Below are 16761 nucleotides of genomic sequence, written 5' to 3'. Positions count from 1 at the left end.
TATTACTCCTTTATTTCCCCATTTTTAAAAGAAAAATCGTTGAATGTCATTCCAAGTCACAAGTACCATCAAGACCATCATTAAACCAAACCCAACTAATGTGATAATCCCTTCTTTTTCTTGACTCAACGGTTTTCCTCTAACACCTTCAATAATATTTAACACTAATTTCCCGCCATCTAATGCTGGAATCGGCAATAAATTAAAAATCCCCAGATTCATTGAGATCATTCCCATCACACTAAGTACTGTAATCCACCCTTGTGAAGCTGCTTGTGATGAGATCTCAAAAATCGCTACTGGTCCACCCAATTTATCTAAACTAAAGCTTTGAATCAATGAGCCTAGTGCTTTCACGATGCGCGTAAAACTGTCGATACTCATCGTCACACCACCAATAACTTTGGCTGAAAAGCTAGTATTGATTGGAGCAGATACGCCGATTTGATACGCAGTTTGACCGTTTTGTTCTACTTTTTTAGGTGTGATCGTTGTTGTTTTCGACTCATCACCTTGTTGATAATCGATCGTAAGATCTTGATCTTTGGCAGATTGAACTGCTTGTGTCAATTCCGACCAATTTGTCACGGATTTCTCATTGATTTTTGTAATCTTATCTCCGGCTTTCAAACCAGCAGCTTGAGCTGGTGTATCTTCGCCTACGCCACTAATTACAGTAGAATTCAAATCTTGGACGCCACCTTGAGCAAAAGCCAATACTGTAAAAATAACAAAAGATAAGATAAAGTTATTCATGGGACCAGCAAAGTTTGTCAACATACGTTGCCATAATTTTGCCGACTGGAACTGAACCTCACGTGGTGCAATGCGTAATTCTGTTCCATCTTCTTCGATAATGGTCGCCGTTTTTTCTACGGAAAATGTTCGCTCATCTTGTTCGTTTCCGTTGACAAACCCCGTAATCGTTAATGCATCTACTAAATCGTAGTGCGTAACTTCAATAGGAATCGCCTGTGTTAAATTGATTTTTTTACTCGTATTGATTTTGGTCACGACTTCTTGTTTATTTGTCACCAAGCCTACGACCATTCCGGGTTTTAATTCGTCTTCTTCTTCAAAACCCGCCATTCGTACATAACCACCAAGAGGCAGTAACCTCACGGTATAAAGCGTACCATCTTTTCCGCGGTGGGCATAGATTTTCGGTCCCATTCCAATGGCAAATTCTCGGACTAAGATCCCAGCGCGTTTTGCAAAATAAAAATGTCCAAATTCATGGACGACAACGACTACAGAAAATATTAATAAAAACACTAATAACGCTTTCATGCACTATCCTCACTTTTGTTCTTCTATTTTATAGAGTTTCTTTTATTTTAGCACAGTTCATTTCTTCTTTACCGACTTGTCTATTTTGTAACAATAATTTAACGTTCGTAAAAAAATAAATCTAGTGCATGCACTAGATTTATCAAAAAATGCCTAATAAATACATCATTGGAAAGACAAATAACATACTATCAAAACGATCTAAGATCCCACCATGTCCAGGTAAAATCTTACCCGAATCTTTTACGCCATAATGACGTTTAAAGGCCGACTCCACTAAATCTCCAAACTGACCGATCACAGATAAAACGATCGTCAAAAGTAACATCACAAAAAATCCATGACCGAAATAACGTGTTGCTGAAAATAAAATCAGATAAACGAATGCTACGATGACTGCACTAGCAATACCGCCAAGTGCTCCTTCAATCGTTTTATTTGGTGAAATTTCCGGCCATAATTTTTTTGTACCGTATTTTCTTCCAAACATATACGCGCCAATATCTGTTGCCCAAACGATTAGCAAGCCAAACATCAATACGACTAAACTACTTGCTCTTGCTGCAGCAAATGTTTCAAATCCAACACCGACATATAAACTGACCAGTACCGGAAATGCCGCTTCATCGATCGTATATGTATTTTTTGAGATCACTGAAATCCCTAATAAAATCATGACGATAACATAAAATAAACTGAATTTTGAAGTTTGATCTGCTAAGAATGAAAAATAGGGATCTTTTGGTAATACCAAAATCACGGCTCCTAGTGCAGAAAGCACGCCTTCAAAGCTTAATATATTTAATTGATTCATTCTAAATAACTCATACACCCCAACTACTGCTAGTACGGCTGCTAATAAATTGACTGCTTGACCACCAAAGTTAAAAAAGACGATGGGCAAGAAAATAATCAGCGCGACAACAGCGGTAATGACCCGTTGCTTCATTTCTTATCCTCCTTGATCTTGACCGCACCAAATCTGCGATCGCGTTGTTGATATACTGCAATGGCTTCTTCCAACAATTGTTCGTCAAAATCTGGCCAATAGGCTTTTGTAAAAAATAATTCTGAATACGCGATTTGCCATAATAAAAAGTTGCTGATTCGCTCCTCACCACTTGTTCGAATCAATAAAGACGGATCACGTAATTCTTTTGGTAGAAATCCCGTCATTAAATGCTTTTCAAATAATTCTTCATCAATTTGGCTAGCATCTTGATGCGTTGTAGCAACTTCTGTATAGACTTGTTGCATGGCCGTAATGATCTCCGCACGACTTCCGTAGTTCAGTGCGAAATTTAAGACCATTCCTGTATTGTGTTTCGTTTGTTCAATCGCACGTTCCACGGCTTCTAACGTATGTTTTGGTAAAAACTCTTGATACCCCATCACGTGTACTTTTACATTTTCTTTGATCAATTCGGGTACAAACTTATCAAAAAAATCGACTGGTAATTGCATTAAAAAATCGACTTCATTTGTCGGACGCTTCCAATTCTCAGTCGAAAACGCATAAAGTGTCAACACTTTTACACCCAAATGTGAAGCATGACGCGTAATTTTTTTTACGGTCTCCATCCCCTCTTTATGCCCTGCCACACGTGGAAGACGGCGGTTTTGTGCCCAACGCCCATTCCCATCCATAATGATCGCTACATGCTCTGGTATCGGCAATGTTTGATCAAATGTTTGATCACGAGTTTCTTCTAAATAGTTCTTTTTTTGTGGAAAAAATCGTAACATATTTGTCGCTCCCATCAGATAACTAGTCTATTTATTATAGCAATAAACCATTAAATTGCCCATGAAAACCCATAATAATTCAGAGAAATTTAATTGCTTGTTTGCTTGAGACGATTTATCCTGATTTTTCAATAAAAAAAAGGTGACCGAACACGATCACCTTTTTTCTTACACTTCAAGTAATTCTTGTTCTTTATCTGCAGCGATTTTATCAACAGCTTTGATACTATCGTCAGTTGCAGTTTGAACTGCTTTTTCTGCATCACGTAAATCATCTTCTGTGATGTCACTGGCTTTTTCTTGTTTCTTATAGGCGTCTAGTGCATCACGACGTGCATTACGTACCGCAACTTTTGCCGATTCTGCTGCTTTTTTCACGTCTTTTGCTAGTTCTTTACGACGCTCTTCTGTTAATTGTGGAATCACTAAACGAATCACATTTCCATCACTAGTTGGTGTGATCCCAATGTCAGAAGCCATGATTGCTTTTTCGATTTCTTTGATTGAAGATTTATCAAATGGTGTAATCATTAAAATACGTGCTTCAGGAATGGTAATTGAAGCCAATTGGTTCACTGGAGTTGGTGCGCCATAATAGACTACAGATACGCGGTCTAATAAACTAGCATTTGCACGTCCAGCACGGATTTGGCCTAATTCACGTTGTAGGCTTTCTTCCGCTTTTTTCATTTTTGATTTAGCATCTGTTAAAATTTGATCTGCCATTGTTATTTCCCCCTCACAGTTGTACCAATATTTTCGCCTAAAATTGCACGGCGGATATTACCAGGTTCATTTAAATTAAATACAAGCAACGGAATATCGTTGTCCATACTTAATGAACTTGCAGTTGAATCCATAACTTGTAATCCTTTTGAGATGACTTCCATATGTGTCAATTCTTCAAATTTCACTGCATCTTTATCGAGTTTTGGATCTGCTGAATACACGCCATCGACGTTATTTTTCGCCATTAAGATGACATCTGCATTGATTTCAGCAGCACGTAATGCAGCTGTTGTATCCGTAGAGAAATAAGGATTTCCTGTTCCTCCAGCAAAAATCACTACACGTTCTTTTTCTAAATGACGTTCTGCACGACGTCTGATATACGGTTCAGCGATTTGACGCATTTCGATTGAAGTTTGCACACGTGTTGGTACTCCAGCATTTTCTAATGTATCTTGTAGAGCTAGGGCATTCATAACGGTCGCAAGCATTCCCATGTAGTCTGCTTGTGCGCGTTCCATTCCCATTTGTGCACCAATTTGTCCACGCCAGATATTTCCGCCACCGACAACGATTGCAAGTTCTACACCTAAATCATGTACATCTTTTAATTCTTTTACGATTTCTTTAATAACTGGGGGATTAATCCCAAATCCTTCTGTTCCGGCTAACGCCTCGCCACTTAATTTCAATACAACACGTTGGTATTTTGGTTTCACTATCTTATCCTCCATCACAGTTATATGCTTATTTTAGCACATTATTTACTGAATCGTCACATTTGATGAGAAGTTTGCGTCAATTTATCAAAACGAAAATTCTCAAAAAAAAGGGAGCGCATAAATATGCGTTCCCGTCTGCTCAATGAACAGAATTATTTTTTCACTTGACTCATAACTTCTTCAACAAAGTTATCTTCGCGTTTTTCGATACCTTCGCCGACTTCAAAACGTACAAATGATTCTACTGTAGCGCCTTTAGTTGCTAAGTATTTTTCAACTGTTAAGTCAGGATCTTTAACGAAAGGTTGGTCAACAAGTGAGATTTCAGCTTTAAATTTGTTTAGACGACCAACAACCATTTTTTCAACGATATTGGCAGGTTTGCCTTCGTTTAATGCTTGTTCTGTTAAAACAGATTTTTCGTGATCTAATTCTTCTTGAGGAATTTGAGTTTCGTTTACGTAACGAGGGTTGATTGCTGCAACGTGCATTGCGACATCTTTTGCTACGTCTGAATCAGTTGAACCATCGATTACTGTTAATACAGCAATACGTCCGCCCATGTGTAGGTAACCACCAAATGCTTGGTTGTCGCCTTTTTCAACAACTTCAAAACGACGGAAGCTAATTTTTTCACCGATTACTTGTGTTGCTTCGATTAAATCAGTTTCAACAGTTCCTTTAGCAGTAGGCATCGCCATCGCTGCTTCTAAATCTGCAGGTTTGTTTTTCGCAACCAATTCAGCGATTTCTTTAACTAATTCTTGGAATTTTTCGTTTTTAGAAACGAAGTCAGTTTCTGAGTTTACTTCTACGATTGCTGCAACGTTTCCGTCTACTGCAACTGAAGCTAATCCTTCAGCAGCGATACGGTCATTTTTCTTAGCCGCTTTCGCCATTCCTTTTTCACGTAATAAATCAACTGCTTTATCGATGTCACCATCAACTTCAACTAATGCACGTTTTGCGTCCATCATTCCTACGCCTGTCATGTCGCGTAATTCTTTAACTAATTTAGCTGTTACTTGAGCCATTATTGTTCCTCCTAAAGTTTTTTTAAAAAAAGCTGTTTCAAAGGAGAAAAAGGCATACGCCTAGCCTTTGAAACAGCTCCATTGAATATCAATTATTCAGCTGATTCGTTAGAACCTTCAACTACGTCAACGATTTCTTCGATTGAAGTAGCTTCTGTTGCAACAAAATCTTCTTCTACGACTTGATCTTCACCTTGGTTTCCTTCGATGAAAGCATCAGCCATTTTTGCAGTGATCAATTTAACCGCGCGAATCGCATCGTCATTTGATGGGATTACTACATCGATTTCATCTGGATCACAGTTAGTATCCACCATCGCTACGATTGGGATATTTAATTTGTGCGCTTCTTGAACAGCGATACGCTCTTTACGAGGGTCAACGATGTACATTACGTCTGGAATACGAGGCATATCCGCGATACCGCCTAAGAATTTTTCTAAGCGTTCACGTTCTTTTTTGATTCCTACAACTTCTTTCTTAGGTAGGACTTCAAACGTACCTTCTTCTTCCATTTTGTTGATTTGTTTCAAGCGAGAAACACGTTTTTGGATTGTTTCCCAGTTTGTTAATGTTCCACCTAACCAACGGTGGTTTACATAGTATTGTCCAGCACGTAATGCTTCTTCTTTGATAGCATCTTGCGCTTGTTTTTTAGTTCCTACGAATAAAGCAACGCCGCCGTCTTCAGCAACAGCTTTCATGTAGTCGTATGCAGCATCTACTAATTTAACTGTTTTTTGTAAGTCAATAATGTAGATTCCGTTTCTTTCTGTGAAGATATATTTCTTCATTTTTGGGTTCCAGCGACGAGTTTGGTGACCAAAGTGTACGCCGGCTTCAAGTAATTGTTTCATTGAAATTACTGCCATGATTTGTTTCCTCCGATTGGTTTTATAGTTCCTCTTTTATTTCATAACTTATGAGAGAACTGATTTTCAGCACCACTCTCATAATAAAATAAAATGTGGATTTGTGTTTATCACACCTGATAGATTATAGCGAATTTCCAAATGAAATGCAACTATTTTCTTCATTCTTTTTTGACTCGTCACAGTTGAAAGAAAACCACTAGGCTTTTAAACCGGAATTTGATATGATGGGGATGAATTTTTATGCAAAGGAGTCTATTAGATGCGAAAAGCACAACGCCATCAAGTCATTAAAGACCTGATTCATCAAGAGTCAATCCATACACAAGAAGAATTGTTAGGCCGTTTAAAAGAATTAGGTGTGGATGCTACACAAGCAACAATTTCTCGTGATATTAGAGATTTGAAAATCGTCAAAACACCAGATTTAAATGGAGAGAATCGTTTTGTTCTTTTCCAAGAAATGACCGTCCCTAGTGAAGAAAAACAAGCAGCTAGTCTAAATCAGCTGATTCAAGAACATGTAACAAAAGTAGATACTGCGCAATTTTTAACTATTTTACACACGTTGCCCAATAATGCTCAATTGTTAGCCGCAGCATTAGATGAATATACACTCGAGCAAAAAGTAGCCACTTTGGCTGGTTTTGATACGATTGTCATTATTACGAAATCTGTAGAAGATGCAGAAGAATTGGCTGAATTTTTCTTGTCTCGCTTATAAAAAAAAATGAAGAACAGCTGCTTGAGCTGTTCTTCGTTTTTTTTACATTTGATCTGGCGCTTTTAGTCCTAGTAAACGCAGATCTTCTTTGATCAATTGCGTTACGGCATAAACTAAGGCTAAGCGTGCTTCTTTTTGATCATCTTCTGCTAAGATTTTCGTATTGGCATAATATTTGTTAAATGCTTGTGACAATTTAATTGCATGTTTCGCAATAATCGATGGCTCATATTTTTCAGCTGCGGCCAACACTACTTCTGGATATTGTTGTAATAATTTTACCACTTCCCAGCTGCCTTCGTCCGTTAACACATAGTCTTGTTCAGTGGATACAGTGAAGTTTGCTTTACGTAAAATACTCATTGCACGCGCACGCGCATATTGAACATAAGGTCCGGTCTCGCCTTCAAAACGTACGACTTCTTCTAACGTAAAGTCAAAATTGTTTAAGCGATCATTTTTTAGATCATGGAAAACAACAGCCCCGACACCAACTTGTTTTGCGACTTCTGCTTTATTTTCTAGACCAGGATTTTTCTCACTGATCTGGTCATTTGCTGACTCGATCGCTTCGTTTAGTACTTCTTCTAATAAAACGATTTTCCCTTTACGAGTAGATAGTTTTTTACCATCTTTTGTGATCAACCCAAATGGGATATGTTGCATATCATCAGACCATGCAAAGCCCATTTCTTTTAATACGGCTTTTAGTTGTTTAAAGTGATAACTTTGTTCATTCCCCACAACATAAAGTGATTTTGCAAATTCATACGTACGTTTACGGTATAAAGCTGCAGCCATATCACGTGTGATGTATAAGGTCGCGCCATCTGATTTACGAATCAATGCCGGATTTAGGTCATAGGCTGATAGATCTACGATTTCTGCACCTTGGTCTTCTTTTAGAAGGTGTTTTTCTTCTAATAATTCTACGACTTCATCCATTTTATCATTATAGAATGCTTCACCATTTAAAGAATCAAATGAGATATCTAACATATCGTAGATTTTATTGAACTCTTTCATCGACTCTTCTTTAAACCATTTCCATAGACGTAAAGCTTCTTCATCGTTGTCTTCTAATTTTTTAAACCAAGCACGTGCTTCATCTTCTAATGCTTTATTTTCTTCTGCTTGTTCATGAAACTCTACATACAAACGCAATAATTCATTGATTGGCTGTGCTTTGACCGCTTCTTCTGAACCCCATTTTTTATAAGCTACGATCAGTTTTCCAAACTGTGTGCCCCAATCGCCTAAATGATTGATACGAACTGGGTTATACCCGACTTTTTCTAAAATCAAGCCTAAAGAATTTCCAATAACTGTAGAACGCAAATGCCCCATTGAGATCGGTTTGGCAATATTTGGTGAGGACATATCGATCGGCACGTTTTGACCTTGTCCAATACTAGCATCTCCAAAATGTGTCCCTTGTTTCAAAATATCATGTAGCACTTGTTGGCTTACTGCACCTTTTGACATAAAGAAATTCAAATATGGTCCTACGACTTCGATTTTTTCAAATGCTGCGCCATCGATCGTTTCAGCTAAATCTGCTGCAATCATTTGGGGAGCTTTACGAAAAGCTTTCGCCAAGGCAAATGTTGGAAACGCAACATCTCCATGTTCTGGGCTTTTTGGATTTTCTAATAATTGAACCACTTGTTCAAATGATAATTGTTCGGCAACGACTTGATGGATCGCTTTTGCGACGATTTCTTTGTTATTCATGATTGTACTCCTTTGATATAGTTCTATTTTCATAAAAAAAGTCTCTAGTCTGCTCCTAGCTGACTAGAGACGAGATTTCCCGCGGTACCACTCTACTTATTCGCCTATAGGCAAATCGACTCCACTTTTAACGATAGCTAACCGTGGTCATCTGACCAATACACGATTGAGTGCGTTTCATTTTATCAGGTTGTCTAGCTTCCACCTTTTCTAAACTCGCTTTGTAGAGCTGATAAATTTACTTTCTCATGTGTCAAATTGTAAAAACTACACCCGATTATAGCAAAGATCATCCGTTTTTTCTAGTCTAAACTTCATTGTCTTTGCGTTTAAAGGCTAAACTCGGTACAGCATTTAGCTCCCAATCAGCTAGATGGTTCTTTTGTAATTCTACATGCGCGGCTGCACCGATCATCGCCGCGTTGTCTCCGCATAATGCCAATGGCGGAAAAATCACACGAGTATTAGGACATGCTTCTTGCATGTGTGGAATCAACGCTTCACGCAAGCCTTGATTTGCTGCTACACCACCCGCTACCACTAATTGCGCTACCGGATATTGTCGACACGCACGAATCGTTTTGTTCACCAACACTTCGACTACACTTGCTTGAAAGCTTGTCGCCAAATCATTTGCATCTAATACCTCACCTTTTTGAGCAGCATTATGCACTAAATTGATAAAGGCACTTTTCAATCCGCTGAAACTAAAATCAAAGTGGTCTTCTTTGATCATTGCACGTGGAAATGGATAAGATTCCTTTCCTAAATGGGCCATTTGATCGATTTCTTTACCACTTGGATATGATAACCCTAAAACACGTCCGACTTTATCATAAGCTTCTCCTGCTGCATCGTCTCGTGTTTCACCAATAATTTCATACGATCCAGCTTCTTTCATATACACCAACTCTGTATGGCCACCACTGACTAATAAAGCCATCAACGGAAACGTGAGGGGCTCAACAAAGCGTGCGGCATAAATATGTCCAGCCATGTGATTGACTGGAATCAATGGCAATTGGTGTGCCCAAGCGAAGGCTTTGGCTGCAGTGATCCCTATCAATAAGGCACCGACTAGTCCTGGACCTTGTGTGACCGCTACAGCCGTTAGATCTTGAGGGGTTACATTGGCCTCTAAAAGCGCTTCTTGAATACAAGTAGTTACTTCTTCGACATGATGACGACTGGCTACTTCGGGTACGACACCACCAAAACGTTGATGACTTTTGATTTGCGATGCGACGATGTTACTCAAAATGATAGCTCCATCTTGAATTACGGCGACACTTGTTTCATCGCAACTACTTTCGATTGCTAAAATTAATTCACTCATTGCGTGTTCCTACTTTCTTTTTTAAGCAAGTATGCATCTTCTAAAGGATGCGTGTAATACGATTTTCGCGTATGATAATGTACAAATCCATGGGCTTGATACAACTGATAAGCAGCGACATTAGATGCTCGAACTTCTAAAAGATAAGTTGTTGCTTTAGTTGCAGAAAACATATATGTAAGTAATTGTGTGGCTAGCTTTTGTTTTCGATACATCGGATGAATGCCAATCAATAAAATTTCGACTTGATCGGCAATCTCTTGATAGACTAAAAATCCAATTTCTCGATCACCTTGACTCAACACGAGTGTAGTAGAATACGGCAATGTGCTTTCTGATTGGAATTGTTCACTTGTCCAAGGAGAAGCATCAAAACAAGCTTGAGCTAAATGATACAGGTGTTCTGCTTGCTTATCTGTCATTTTACTTAATGCATGAATCATAACCATTTCCTCATTTCAAGTGCGTCTTCACGTTCATAATAATTTGGTTTTACAAGCGTCGTTGTAAACTGTAACTTTCGATAAAAACGTTGCGCGTCCAAATTGCTTTTGCGAACTTCTAACGACATCGATACACAAGTTTGTTGACGTGAGAATCGCTCAAGTTCTTGCATCATTAATGTGCCAATCCCACTGTTTTGATAAGAAGGAGAGACAATAATATTGGTGACATGTCCATCTTGTCGAAATACACGTACGCCACTAAACCCAACCAGCTGTTCATTTGCAAATACACATAAGTACAAATGAGGTAAGGAAGACGTAAATTCATGTAAAAATGCACTCTTTTCCCAAGGTGTCTCTCCATACACTTCTCGTTCAAGTGCTAAAAGGTTTTTAATGTGATTAGGATTTGCTTGGTAAACATCGATTTCTTGATTGGCAATCTGTATGGTACGTTGTGGGTAAGTAAATCTAAACGCATGTCGCTGTTGTAAATCAGAGTTTTTCCACATACGACTCAGAAGATTCTTGATGTGTTTCAAGCCATTTTTCCTCCGCTTCGACTTTCTTTAAATAACTTGGAATAAATTGTGCTTCATCTTCTATAGCCCCGATCGCGTTGGCCGCTTTGAACGCATTGACGCCACTTGGATATTGGGCAGCCTCGTCCTCAACAAAGAAAGCATCTGCTACAGCTGAAGATAATTCTTCTTTAAATAGTTCTACGTCTTTTCCCACAAAAATACAAGATCGACCGTCCTGTTTTAACCAAGCAATCAATTCAGCTAATGCAATATGACGATCACTTAAGATCGAGGTCAACTCTGGATTTTTTTGGTAGATACCTGCATACACATTTTTGCGTCTGGCATTCATGATTGGGATAATCAATTGATCATCTGCTGACACATTTTGAGCTAAAACAGCTAAACTAGAGACACTCACTAAAGGAATAGCCAATGTTTGCGCTAAAGTTTTGGCTGTAGTGACACCTATTCTTAATCCGGTATATGAGCCTGGACCTTTGGCAACAACAATCCGATTTAGATCTGTGGGCACCCATTCAACCGCGTGCATCAAAAAATCAACTGCTGGCATCAAAGATCGACTGTGATTTTTATTGACCGTGGTCTGTATTTGCGCGATCATCGTATCCTCATCCATCAAGGCTAATGCCATCGTTTGATTAGAGGTATCGATTGCTAAGGTTTTCATCATTCATTCCCTACTTTCTTAAATTCTTGTCTATCTTACCACAAATCGAAACAAGAAAAAAACCTCCTTATTCAAATCAAAAACGAGCGATCTACTTCTAAGTAGACCACTCGTTTCTTTAAGAAGATTCTCGTACCATTAATTCCGTTGCTACCGTAATCGTCTGGCTGACAGGAGGTGGATCTTTCATCAAATTCATTGTCGTCTGGACTGCGAGTTCCCCCATCCATTCCGCATAGACGCGAACTGTCGATAAGGCCGGTGTGACATATTTTGCTACACTTACATCGTTAAATCCAATAATGGCTATATCTTCTGGAATGCGTAATCCCATTTCTGCGATCGCACGCATCGCACCGATCGCTAAAGCGTCGCTTGAAGCAAAAAAAGCAGTTGGATAATCTGTATGAGTGACTAGGTATTCTTTCATCACCTGATACCCCGATTCTACTGTAAACTCTGCTTGCAATTGAAACTGAGGATCCCATAATTTTAAGCGTGTCAGATATTCTTTAAACGCAACTAAACGTCGATCTAAAATCATATGATGACTTTTTTTAGTATACTCGATTCCAGACAAGATCCCAATCTTAGTATGTTTTTTTTGGATAAAGGCATCGATCACTTGTTGGACACCTTGCTCAAAATCGACTACGATCGCATGATGATTTCCTCTTGCTTCATCCGAATCAACAAATAAAACAGGATGTGCGTTTGTATCAAGTAGGCGAATCTGTTTTGCATCGAATTTTCCGACTGCAATCGTAGCGTCTACTTCTAGATCTGAAAGTTGATCTAGCGACTCTTTCACTAATCGTATGTTCATCTCTTCTGCTTTTTTTTCAATCCCTAAACGTAAAGCTAGATAATACAAATCAGAAAGTTCTTCCTCTGAGTCATACCATTGAACGTAACGGATCAAAGCCGTTTCCTTCTTTTTTTGCTTGTGCTTATGGTAATTTAATGCTTCTGCGACTTCAAAAATTTTCTGCCTCGTTTCCATCGCTACTGATAATTCCGTATCAAAATTCAATACCCGTGAAACAGTTGCAGGAGACACTCCGGCACGCGTTGCAATATCTTTGATCGTTGCCAAAAAATCCCTCCTTTTATAACTGCGCTACAAATCGTAAAAAGGCAGCGTGTCCTTCTGGTGTGTCTTTAAAGACACCTGCATCTTCTAGCACACGTAAAAAGACTGCGCCAATTTCTTCTTCCACGATTCTTTCTACGTTATCTTTTGTAATCTCTTGACGACGAGCTTTGACTTCTTGAGCCCATTTATGATGGATCTCAGACAATGAATGATCTTCATCTAGTAAATAATGATGCATCTCGATCATTTCTTGTTTTAAACGTGGCGGTAAAATCGCCAGTCCCATGACTTCGATCAACCCAATATTTTCTTTTTTGATATGTTGAATATCTCGATGTGGATGATACACTCCTTCAGGAAACTCAGCTGTTGTATGATTGTCACGCAAGACAAGATCTAGTTCAAATTGTGCACCTCGTCTTCTGGCAATCGGTGTGATCGTATGGTGCGGCTGTGTCGTATGAGCTACGATATCTACAGCTTCATCTGAATATAATTTCCAACTTGCTAAAATATACTCTGCAGCATTTACTAGCGCTTGTTTGTCCTCACCTTGTAAGCGAATCACAGACATCGGCCAATCGACGATTCCAGCCTGGATATGTTGAAACAAAGGTAACACGATCGTTTCTTTAATTGCCGCTTTAGCCATCGGAAATTCATGTGCACCACCTTGATAGTGATCATGAGATAAAATCGATCCACCTACGATCGGTAAATCGGCATTGGATCCTGCGAAATAATGCGGAAAAATTTCAACGATTTGCAACAAACGTTCAAAAGTTTTTCTAGAGATCGTCATTGGACGATGGATCTCTGATAAGAAAATACAATGTTCTTGATAATAAGCATAAGGTGAATACTGCAATCCCCATGATTCACCGTCTAGATTCATTCGAATGATCCGATGATTGCTTCGAGCTGGATGATTCACTCGTCCTAAATACCCTTCATTCTCCATACAAAGTAAACATTTCGGATAGTCACTTTGTACGGCTTCTTTTTCTTTTGCGATTTGTTTTGGATCTTTTTCTGGTTTTGATAAATTAATGGTAATCTCTAACTCACCATATTGACTAGGTGAGTTGAAGGCGATATTTTTAGCGATCGCTTTAGTTTTAATGTAGTCATTTTGCTGTGACAACGTATAAAAATAATCGGTTGCTTCTTTGGGATCTGTTGCATAATGTTGAGCAAAAAAGGCATTCACAACAGAAGGTGGTGGCGTTAAAATATCCATCAGCTGCGTAATATACTGTTCCTTTTCAACTGGATCATGCCCTACTTTTTGATTCTCAAAAGCACGTTGGTAAAGTTGTTCTGCTAACTCAATTGGTAAACGATCTACCTCTCTGACTTGAGTTTTTTCCAGAGTCGTCTCTCCAATCATTCCCAATAAGCGATTTTGTACATAGAGACGATCCATCTCCATAAATCCACCTATCTGAATGGCATATGTTGTAAAATCGGTAATCACTTGGCTGATAGACATGCTTACTCCTCCTTAATCATTGTACCCGTTTGGATGTTGAACGTGCCAATTCCAAGCTGTACGAATGATTTCTTTAATTTCAGTTGTTTTAGGTTCCCAACCTAATACTTCTTTTGCTTTAGCTGCAGAGGCAACTAAACTACTTGGATCTCCTGCACGGCGTGGTGCTACAATAGCTGGAATGTCTTTTCCAGTTACTTCGCGCGCGGCATCTAACATCTCTTTTACAGAATAGCCGTTATTTGATCCTAAATTGAATTGATTGCTCTCGTTCCCTTTTTGTAAATACTCTAAAGCCAATAAATGGGCTGCAATCAGATCTTCTACATAGACATAATCACGAATACAAGTTCCGTCTGGTGTGTTGTAGTCGTCACCAAAAATTTGCAAGTGTTCTCTTTGACCTAATGCAACTTGTAAGATGATCGGAACTAAATGTGTTTCTGGAGTATGATCTTCACCGATCGATGCATCTTTTTTTGCACCTGCTACGTTGAAATAACGTAAGGCAACAAACTTCATCCCATACGCTTCGTCACACCATTTCATCATTTTTTCCATCATCAATTTACTTTCGCCATATGGATTTTTCGGATTCGTAGGTGTTGTTTCGGTAATTGGACTTACTTCTGGTTCTCCATACGTTGCCGCTGTAGAAGAAAATACGATATGTTTCACATCATGTTCTTGCATGACTTCTAATAAAATTTGCATACCATACACATTATTATTGAAATATTTTAAGGGGTTTTCAACAGATTCTCCAACTAGAGAACTTGCTGCAAAATGGATGACTCCTGTAATTTCTTCTTGATCAAATACCTTTGTCAAAAAAGCTTTATCTCGGATATCTCCTTCATAAAATGTTGCGTTCTTGTGAATCGCATCTTTATGCCCTGTTAATAAATTATCAACTACTACAACCTCTTGCCCATCTGTAATCAGTTGATCTACTGCGTGAGACCCGATATATCCAGCTCCACCTAATACTAAAATTGCCATGTTATGATATCCTCCTTTAATGTTTCCTTACTCATCTTATAATTTTCTGGCACCATCATCAATACTTGCTTGATAGATATCTGTGTTGTAACCGATTTTTTTCACGTAGGCACTTGAAACAGCTTCAACAAAATCATCAAATTCAGTTTGTTTGACTAATGCGATCGCACATCCTCCAAACCCAGCTCCAGTCATACGTGCGCCTAAACACGCCTCATGAGCTTGAGCTGCCGCTACTAACGTATCAAGCTCAATTCCAGTCACGGCGTAATCTTCTTTTAATGAATGATGAGAGGCATTCAATAGCTGACCAAATGTGTCTAAATCATTTGTTTCTAAAGCAGATTTCGCTTTTAATGTACGTTCATTTTCAGTGATCGCATGGCGTGCACGTCTAAATAACGTCTCGTCTGCAACAATTTCTTCCACTTCTATCAAATCGTCTTCGGTTAATTCACCCAAAGAGTGTACGTCTTTTTTTGTTTGGATTTTTTCTAATGCATCTTCACATTCTTGACGACGCTCATTATATTTTGAATCGGCTAATTCACGGCGTTTGTTGGTATTCATGATGGCAATGACATACTCACCAAACACAGCCGGTACATACTCAAACTTCAACGTGTTTGTATCAAGTAACATTGCATGTTCTTTTTTTCCCATACCGATGGCAAATTGATCCATGATGCCTGAATTCACACCAATAAAGTGATTTTCTACTTTTTGACCTAATTTTACTAAATCCAATCGCTCGATAGCTAAATGATAACTTTCTTTAGCAATAATTCCGGTTAATAACTCGATCGAGGCCGAAGAAGAAAGACCAGCGCCATTTGGAATATTCCCATAAAATAGGATATTGAGTCCTTTATCAAGCTGATAACCGCTTTCAATTAAGTAAGCCAAAACACCTTTAGGGTAGTTTGCCCAGTCATCTTCTTTTTTATATACTAGATCGTCTAAGTTAAATACGATCACACCTTTATCAGGAAAGTTTTCAGAATAAACATGGACCTCCCGATCTTTACGTGAACTCACTAGACCATATGTTCCTAATGTGATCGCAGCTGGAAATACATGTCCGCCATTGTAGTCTGTGTGTTCGCCAATCAAATTGATTCGACCAGGTGCAAAATAATGCGCTGTTGCTTTCTCATTAAAAACGTTTTCAAATTGTGCTTTTAAATGTTCCATGTCCAAGTCCTCTTTTCTGTTGTTTTTTTCATTATACATTTTTTACTAAATTTTTTCAATTTATTTAGTAAATTTTAGCAAAAAGGTTTTTACTTCCCATTTTTTAACTTTTCCTTCATAATAGAAGTA

Annotated in this window: 17 protein-coding genes; 1 reads left to right on the top strand and 16 read right to left on the bottom strand. The window is 38.6% G+C overall.

The features are described 5' to 3' along the window. Window positions 1-24 precede the first annotated feature (24 nt). The 7 genes from rseP to rpsB form a co-directional block, all read right to left on the bottom strand. Complete coding sequence (gene rseP / locus I573_RS07045) at window positions 25-1290, bottom strand: RIP metalloprotease RseP (RefSeq protein ID WP_016185715.1); 1266 nt, start codon at window positions 1288-1290, stop codon at window positions 25-27. Window positions 1291-1432: 142 nt separating this feature from the next. Further along, window positions 1433-2239 (bottom strand): phosphatidate cytidylyltransferase, encoded by an 807-nt coding sequence (locus I573_RS07040; RefSeq protein ID WP_016185716.1) that lies wholly within the window; start codon window positions 2237-2239, stop codon window positions 1433-1435. Continuing rightward, window positions 2236-3036: an undecaprenyl pyrophosphate synthase gene (locus I573_RS07035; protein WP_016185717.1), complete on the bottom strand. Its 801-nt coding sequence runs from the start codon at window positions 3034-3036 to the stop codon at window positions 2236-2238. Before I573_RS07035 ends, I573_RS07040 begins: the two co-directional genes overlap by 4 nt. Window positions 3037-3204: 168 nt before the next feature. Continuing rightward, window positions 3205-3762, bottom strand: a complete 558-nt coding sequence (gene frr, locus I573_RS07030; protein ID WP_016185718.1) for a ribosome recycling factor — start codon at window positions 3760-3762, stop codon at window positions 3205-3207. 2 nt (window positions 3763-3764) lie between these two features. Continuing rightward, window positions 3765-4487 carry a UMP kinase gene (pyrH, locus tag I573_RS07025; RefSeq protein ID WP_035020756.1) on the bottom strand — a complete coding sequence of 241 codons (723 nt, stop codon included), beginning with the start codon at window positions 4485-4487 and terminating at the stop codon, window positions 3765-3767. Window positions 4488-4639: 152 nt separating this feature from the next. Next, the gene (tsf, locus tag I573_RS07020; RefSeq protein WP_016185720.1) at window positions 4640-5521 is read right to left on the bottom strand and encodes a translation elongation factor Ts; all 882 of its coding nucleotides are present in this window, start codon (window positions 5519-5521) and stop codon (window positions 4640-4642) included. A gap of 92 nt (window positions 5522-5613) precedes the next feature. Then, window positions 5614-6393: a 30S ribosomal protein S2 gene (rpsB, locus tag I573_RS07015; protein ID WP_016185721.1), complete on the bottom strand. Its 780-nt coding sequence runs from the start codon at window positions 6391-6393 to the stop codon at window positions 5614-5616. 262 nt (window positions 6394-6655) lie between these two features. Here rpsB and I573_RS07010 point away from each other — a divergent pair, with 262 nt between their 5' ends. Then, window positions 6656-7117, top strand: a complete 462-nt coding sequence (locus tag I573_RS07010) for an arginine repressor (protein ID WP_016185722.1) — start codon at window positions 6656-6658, stop codon at window positions 7115-7117. Window positions 7118-7159: 42 nt separating this feature from the next. On the opposite strand, the gene argS is transcribed toward I573_RS07010, so the two are convergent. The 9 genes from argS to I573_RS06965 form a co-directional block, all read right to left on the bottom strand. After that, on the bottom strand, window positions 7160-8851 hold the full coding sequence (gene argS, locus I573_RS07005; RefSeq protein ID WP_016185723.1) for an arginine--tRNA ligase: 1692 nt from the start codon (window positions 8849-8851) through the stop codon (window positions 7160-7162). 307 nt (window positions 8852-9158) lie between these two features. Next, window positions 9159-10187, bottom strand: a complete 1029-nt coding sequence (gene tsaD, locus I573_RS07000) for a tRNA (adenosine(37)-N6)-threonylcarbamoyltransferase complex transferase subunit TsaD (RefSeq protein WP_016185724.1) — start codon at window positions 10185-10187, stop codon at window positions 9159-9161. Next, window positions 10184-10630: a ribosomal protein S18-alanine N-acetyltransferase gene (gene rimI / locus I573_RS06995; protein ID WP_016185725.1), complete on the bottom strand. Its 447-nt coding sequence runs from the start codon at window positions 10628-10630 to the stop codon at window positions 10184-10186. The genes tsaD and rimI (I573_RS06995) overlap by 4 nt, the downstream gene beginning before the upstream one ends. Further along, complete coding sequence (gene rimI / locus I573_RS06990; protein ID WP_016185726.1) at window positions 10627-11175, bottom strand: ribosomal protein S18-alanine N-acetyltransferase; 549 nt, start codon at window positions 11173-11175, stop codon at window positions 10627-10629. The genes rimI (I573_RS06995) and rimI (I573_RS06990) overlap by 4 nt, the downstream gene beginning before the upstream one ends. Beyond that, on the bottom strand, window positions 11129-11848 hold the full coding sequence (tsaB, locus tag I573_RS06985; RefSeq protein ID WP_016185727.1) for a tRNA (adenosine(37)-N6)-threonylcarbamoyltransferase complex dimerization subunit type 1 TsaB: 720 nt from the start codon (window positions 11846-11848) through the stop codon (window positions 11129-11131). Before tsaB ends, rimI (I573_RS06990) begins: the two co-directional genes overlap by 47 nt. 118 nt (window positions 11849-11966) lie before the next feature. Next, on the bottom strand, window positions 11967-12944 hold the full coding sequence (locus tag I573_RS06980) for a LacI family DNA-binding transcriptional regulator (protein WP_016185728.1): 978 nt from the start codon (window positions 12942-12944) through the stop codon (window positions 11967-11969). Window positions 12945-12957: 13 nt separating this feature from the next. Then, a complete protein-coding gene (gene galT, locus I573_RS06975) occupies window positions 12958-14436 on the bottom strand; it encodes a UDP-glucose--hexose-1-phosphate uridylyltransferase (RefSeq protein ID WP_016185729.1) in 1479 nt (492 codons plus the stop codon). Between the two features lie 12 nt (window positions 14437-14448). Then, window positions 14449-15438, bottom strand: coding sequence for a UDP-glucose 4-epimerase GalE (galE, locus tag I573_RS06970; RefSeq protein ID WP_016185730.1), 990 nt, complete (start codon window positions 15436-15438; stop codon window positions 14449-14451). A 36-nt stretch (window positions 15439-15474) separates the two neighbouring features. Further along, complete coding sequence (locus tag I573_RS06965; protein ID WP_016185731.1) at window positions 15475-16632, bottom strand: galactokinase; 1158 nt, start codon at window positions 16630-16632, stop codon at window positions 15475-15477. Between the last annotated feature and the right edge of the window lie 129 nt (window positions 16633-16761).

It is taken from the genome of Enterococcus sulfureus ATCC 49903 (assembly GCF_000407605.1).
In the GTDB taxonomy this organism is placed as follows: Bacteria; Bacillota; Bacilli; order Lactobacillales; family Enterococcaceae; genus Enterococcus_G; species Enterococcus_G sulfureus.
This window is presented reverse-complemented; position numbering and strand designations above follow the sequence as displayed.